This window comes from SAR202 cluster bacterium (assembly GCA_009392515.1).
Taxonomy (GTDB): domain Bacteria; phylum Chloroflexota; class Dehalococcoidia; order Lucifugimonadales; family UBA6952; genus UBA6952.
This window is the reverse complement of record VFGE01000017.1, coordinates 1-6,293: the sequence shown is the minus strand read 5'-3', so window position 1 is coordinate 6,293 and position 6,293 is coordinate 1. Positions and strand designations below refer to the sequence as shown.

The following is a 6,293-nucleotide window of genomic DNA, read 5'->3' as shown; positions in this document are numbered from 1 at the left end:
TAATGGGGGTAGATCTGTAATTCTATTGTCACGAACATATACCCTTGTTAGATTTGTTACATTTTCTAACCCTGCCAAACTAGTAAGATTTGCTTCTTCAAGTTCAATTTCTGTTATACCCAGCCAATCACTTGCTGTTATTTCACCATTAGGTTTGTTTAAACGGTTACGTATCCAGTTTTCTAGAACAGGATCTTCTATTGCTACCAATGATTGTGGTTGTTCTGAATAACCAGCTTCGACTGTGGCTGAAAAAGAATAACTATAGAAAATTATAGTAATAAGTATGAAAAAAAAGGTATTAAGTGATCTCTGGCCAATATTTTTCGAAGCGTAGATGTTTATCATTATAACCTTATCAGTGAAAATGCATTAAATTTGTTTTAAACACTGTTATTATGCGGCGTTAAGCAATCCACGTAGTGTTTCTGCGACTGGTGCAGGGTTATCTATCTCTTCCATTTTGATAGTTTGATCACGCCCAATACCACTTGCTGCTATGACACTACCTCGCCCAGTTAATAATTCAAAAAAGTTACGGCTTTCAGAGATTGAAATTAATCTTGCAACAGGAAGTTCGGCAGTATTTAAAGTAAGGAACTTATACATTTGTACAACTCTTCTGTCTGTAACAGTGTAACTTAAGTGTAAGTTTCTTAGGTACTTCATTGTTCCTTTAAAGAAATAAAATAAACCTATAATTAAAATTACTGAAGGATATAGATAAGGAAGCATGGTATATCCAAACATATAAACTGCAACACATATTATTGGAAAACCCATAAACATTCTTGCAAAAGCAGGTTTCATGCTTGGACGTCTTTGTACAAGGACGCTTTCACCGGCAACTAGTGAAGGTGTGGGGAAAGCCGACATAAGACTGACATAAGTTCCAAACATCAAAAGGAATATTCCAACACCCATAAGAGAGAATGCAGCCCATTGAGGTAATATCTCTTCAATCCAGGAGTAACCTCCTCCACCTAGGAAAGGTGCTGAAACAAAGGCTGTTGCAATTAATCTTTTCAACATTCGAAATAATGCTTTTATTGCTCCTATTAAAACGCTCATTTGATTCTCCCATTACAAGTTTTTAAACATTATACATTAATATTAATAAATTATCTTCCTCTTGCCATTTGGGCAACAGTTCCCAAAAGAGTTATAAATATACCAAATATCGCAATAACTGTTGGGTCGAGTAGTGTGTTAAGGTCATTCAAACCCAAGCTGGTTGCCCATTCTGGGGTACTATCAACATTGAATAAAAACCCTCTACTGTTTCCTTCTTCTTCATAGAAAAATGAAGTTCCGTCTCCACCACCAGTATACCCAATATCAGTTCCCAAAAAAGTGGTTGATGTTTGATTACTATAATTTTGATTGTTCGTATATTGACCTTCTCCTAGAATAACTTCTACTCCTCGACGTCGTAATTCATTTGCAATATTGTCATAAGAATTTTGATTAAGAGGATTGTTCATAATTTCTAATATAAGGCCACAACATAAACTTGGATTGTCATATAGAGGGCCTAAATCATAAATTCCATTATTGCTCAATATAATTTGCCCGCCATTTGCAAAGTTGTTTAATCCACGAAGGGAATCAACTCGAGATATATTGTTTTCTGGTGCAATAAATTCACGTAAATTATAAAGGTTGGTTAAAGCATCCATATGACTATCATCTATTCCAGATTGATAGACAATCAATGTTTCAAGGCTGCTACCTAGGTTGCCTCCAGTTAAATCCCATAAATTATTGTTATTTATTCTACTCATATCTAACCATCGTAATCGTGGGAAGTTACGTAACATTCCGATATCATAGATAGGGTTGTTAGATATATTTATATGCTCCAAATTATATAATGGCTCTAACCACCATAGGTCTTCAATGTTATTGTTTGATATATCTATTTCTGTCAAATTCATCAAAGTTTGAATACCTTCAAGACTATAAATTTGTCTCCCAGACAAATTAATCGAATTTATACCGCTAAGTGCATTTAAGTCACTTAACATGGCATAAGAAAATCCCACTTCTTGCATAATTGCTTGTTCTAATTGAGGATCTTGAAAGAAGCTACCACCGTTAAAAGTTGGGAAACCTATATTGTTATTAAAGTTTTGATTGTTGTTAAAGTTTTGATTACTGGAAGTTGTGTTATGAAATCCACAATTATTAGGATCTGGCATGTCATTGGTGTCAATTTTAAAACTTTGTACCTTTTCTTTAGATTCATCACTCAAACATTCACTGTTGTAAGCAAATCTTGGTTCTTCTCCTTCAACTGATATACCATCAGTGAAATTAGAAAGAGATGATAAGTCCGATATATCAGTTATTGAAGTGCCGATAATATTAAGTCTCCATAAACCTTCTTCACCAGAATCAGTGTTAAAAACTCCATTAGACATCCATCCTAGATTATCCATAGGCTCAATATTAAAGAGCCCTAGTTTCTGTACATTTTCGAGTTGGCCTAGAACTTCAAACAATTGATTTGCATCATTAAAATTATTGTCACCAATATTTAAGTCTATTATGTGTTTGAGATTTGCAGGATTCAAATTAAGGTCTGAAATATTATTTCCAAAAACATCAATCTTTTCTAGTTTCAATTCATATAATGGGGATAGGTCTCGTATACTATTGTTATTCAGCTTTAATTTTTTTAATTTCTTTGCATTCTTAAGAGGAGAAATATCAGTGATATTATTGTTTGGAAGCCTTAAGTTGGTAAGATTTGGTAGTTGTTCTATTCCAGAAATATCATATATGGAAAGATTATCTAATTCTAACCGAGTTATTTCAGCAACATCTTTCCTCAAAATATAGCCATTTTGCCCTAAGCCAGCTTCTTTCCTGATACCTTTTTCCAAATTGTAATCATTAAAGAGTACTGCGTTAGCTGGAGGCGTGGGTGTAGGTGTTGGTAATGGTGTGGGGGTTGGTGTTGCAAATTGTGGATATTCTATGAAAACACCACGACTTTCCATATTCCTTGCTACTTCAATAGACTCTGCTGTTAATGGGTTATCATACACTCTTATGTATGAGTCGTAACCAAAACCTATCATTTCTGCAAAACCAGTAATATCTCGAATTTGGTTTCTTTCTAATGTTAAAGAGTTCAGATATTGTAAATCGTAAACGGGTGAAATATCAGAAATTTTATTATCGAAAAGTTCTAGTCGTTCAATATAAGGAAGATTTTTTACAAAAGATATATCTGTTAGATTACATTGGTAGCATGTAAGTCCTTTTAAATACTGAAAACTTCCAGGAGAAACTAGATTATTTATTTGTTCGGTGGTCCAATTAGTGTTACTGATAGATAACCATTCCAAGAAGGGGAGATTTTTTATAGGGCTGTAATCGTTTAACCTCAAACCTGAAATACTAAGATCTTCAAGACCTGTAAGTTTATCAATTCCAGCGATATCAGTAATTTGTGTGCCATTGATATCTAGACGTTTAAGATTGAGCATAGTTGTAATAGGTCCAAGGGATCTTATACGCAGTCCGTCAAGATCAAGTCGTTCAATTGTTGAATTGGTAAGAGGTTGTAACATTTCAACATTATTGATGCTTGGATTTTCTGAAATCCCCAAATCTTCTAATCTATTCATTTCAGCTATTGGAGATAAGTCGCTAACCATATTATTGTTGAGGTATAGTGTGCGAATTTGAGTTCCCTTTAAAGGAGACAGGTCCGAAATTCTATTGTTCCATAAATAGACCCATTCAAGGTTAGGTATTTGTGCCAATGGAGATAGATCAGAAATAAGATTGTCTCCCAAATTTACGATTCGGATACTTGGATGTCCGATCAAAGGACTTAAATCTGTAATATTATTGTTACTTGCGCGAAGATTATCGAGGTTTGGAAAATACTCAATACCTGTAAGATCACGTATTCCTCTGCTTTCTAACTCTAGTTCATCAAGGAACATTAATTCTGAAGAATCAATTGTTCCACTCATTTTGCCAATTTGTTCACGTACAGCAATTTCGAACTGACGATCGGGAAAATTAACAACCTCGCCACTTGGCTGGGCGTGAACAATGCTCCCCGTATGCATATGGAAAAACAGTAATAGAGAAAACAGTGCGAAAAATACAAAAGTGATAATGTTCTTATCGTAAGTATTAAAAATATTCATATAATGGTCCATTTCTGTAGAACAGTTCTAAGTAGCAAATATACTACAAACATAAGAAAATTTGTAGACATAAAAAACCAGAGAACCGTAAGTAAACTAGGTGTTTAAGCTTTATTAGTGTAGGGGGCATAAAAGTAGGGCTGTTGATTCCCATAATTCTTCTTCTACGAGTTGTGAGGAATTATTGATTCTGTTTTCTATATTTATTGTAGCAAGTGAAGCACTTAAATATATAACAGCGGCTAACGATGGTGCTATTAGTGAAAACACAAATAAACTATACTTAATTTTCTCCATAATTCCCATCCGAACGATAAGTTTATATATATACTTTAATGTTTTTTATATTGTTTTACCACCTAATCTGTTGTGATTCTTTTTCCGGATACTGTATAATTCTTGTAGGCAACCATTAAAGTCTTGTATGTACTAGGCTATTAAGGAGATTAAACTATGGCAACAACCCGTGGAAATAAAAAGAAAACTACAGGAGACTTATATTCCGCTCCTGAACTTGCTAAGTTAGGTTTAACTCAAGAGGACTTACTTGAAATTTATTCCAATATGTTACTGATTAGAACATTAGATGAAAGAATATGGATGATGAATAGACAAGGCAAAGCAGCAATTGTAGCATCCTGCCAAGGTCACGAAGCTGCTCAAATGGGTGCAGTTTGGGCTTTACGAACAGCTCCAAATGCAGCTTATTATCCATATTATCGAGATTTAGCTATGGTAATTTCAGCCGGAGTTAAACCAGTAGAAACCTTGTGTGGATTTCTTGCAAAAGAAGGAGAACCATTTAGTGGTTCTAGGCAATTCGCTAACCAAGGAGCAATCCCTGAATTAGGTCTCTATAATTTTTCAAATGTCGTAAGCACTCAAGTTACTCATGCAGTAGGCCATGCTTTAGCTTCCAAAGTTACAAATGACAAAACAGTTACTATAACAACCTTTGGTGATGGTGGTGCAAGTCAAGGTGAAGTTCATGAAGCTATGAATTTTGCAGCCATTCATAAACTACCAATAATATTCTTCTGCGAAAATAATAAATATGCTATATCGGTACCAATATCTAAACAAATGGCTATCGAGGACATAGCTATTAGAGGCGCAGCCTATGGTATGCCGGGCATTGCAGTTGATGGAACTGACCCTCTCCAAGTTTTTAAAGTTATGAAAGAGGCAGTAGATCGTTGCCTTAAGGGAGAAGGACCTACATTGGTTGAAGCTAAAGTTGAACGATACATGCCTCATACCAGTGATGATGATGATACTCGTTATCGTGATATGTCAGAAGTAGAAGAAGCTAAAAAATATGACCCTTTAAAATTACTTAAAGATAAATTAATGAAAAATGGAATTCTATCTGAAGAACAAAATAAAGAATTCGAAAATGATGCGAAGAAAGAAGTTAATGCAGCAACTGAATTTGCTGAAGCAGCTCCTTTCCCTAAAGCTGACGATTTTTATGAACATGTTTACAGTGAGGAGTAAAGAGGTTAATTATGGCAATAAAATCTGTTATTGAAGCTGTACACGAAGCTATGCACGAAGAAATGATCCGAGATCAAAATGTGATAATTATGGGGGAAGACATAGGAGCAAGAGGTGGAGTTTTTCTAGCGACTCAAGGATTTGTTGAAGAATTTGGTGAATCTAGAGTTATTGACACCCCTTTAGCTGAAGCATCAATTGCTGGAATTGCAATTGGTACAGCAATTAAAGGTTTACGTCCAATAGCTGAAATTGAATTTGCTGATTTTATATGGCCTGCTGTCAATCAAATAATAGGAGAAGCAGCACGTATCAGATATGGAACAAAAGGTAGTGTAGGATTACCTATGGTTATTCGGGCTCCATATGGTGGTGGTATTAGAGGTGGGTTATATCACTCACAAAGTGTTGAAGCGTATTTTGCTCATACACCAGGTCTCAAAGTTGTTACTCCTTCAAATCCTTATGATACGAAAGGTCTTTTAAAATCTGCGATTAGAGATAATGACCCTGTTGTTTTCCTTGAACACAAAAAAACCTATAGGCTTGTACGTGGCGAAGTTCCAGAAGGAGATTATACGATACCTATCCGTAAGGCTGATATAAAACGGGCAGTTACCTATA

6 protein-coding genes are annotated in these 6,293 nt (G+C 35.0%); 2 read left to right on the top strand and 4 right to left on the bottom strand.

The annotated features are described in order from the left end of the window. The 4 genes from FI695_01160 to FI695_01145 form a co-directional block, all read right to left on the bottom strand. The coding region (locus FI695_01160; protein ID MQG50573.1) for a hypothetical protein at positions 1–348 on the bottom strand (348 nt) is incomplete at its 3' end. 48 nt (positions 349–396) lie between these two features. Continuing rightward, positions 397–1,071, bottom strand: a complete 675-nt coding sequence (locus tag FI695_01155; protein MQG50572.1) for a PH domain-containing protein — start codon at positions 1,069–1,071, stop codon at positions 397–399. 50 nt (positions 1,072–1,121) lie between these two features. Beyond that, positions 1,122–4,184 carry a leucine-rich repeat domain-containing protein gene (locus tag FI695_01150; GenBank protein ID MQG50571.1) on the bottom strand — a complete coding sequence of 1,021 codons (3,063 nt, stop codon included), beginning with the start codon at positions 4,182–4,184 and terminating at the stop codon, positions 1,122–1,124. Positions 4,185–4,286: 102 nt separating this feature from the next. Next, positions 4,287–4,469: a hypothetical protein gene (locus tag FI695_01145; protein ID MQG50570.1), complete on the bottom strand. Its 183-nt coding sequence runs from the start codon at positions 4,467–4,469 to the stop codon at positions 4,287–4,289. A 156-nt stretch (positions 4,470–4,625) separates the two neighbouring features. On the opposite strand from FI695_01145, the gene FI695_01140 reads away from it, so the two are divergent. After that, positions 4,626–5,669: a thiamine pyrophosphate-dependent dehydrogenase E1 component subunit alpha gene (locus tag FI695_01140; protein MQG50569.1), complete on the top strand. Its 1,044-nt coding sequence runs from the start codon at positions 4,626–4,628 to the stop codon at positions 5,667–5,669. Between the two features lie 11 nt (positions 5,670–5,680). Beyond that, on the top strand, positions 5,681–6,293 hold a 613-nt coding region (locus tag FI695_01135), incomplete at its 3' end, for an alpha-ketoacid dehydrogenase subunit beta (protein MQG50568.1).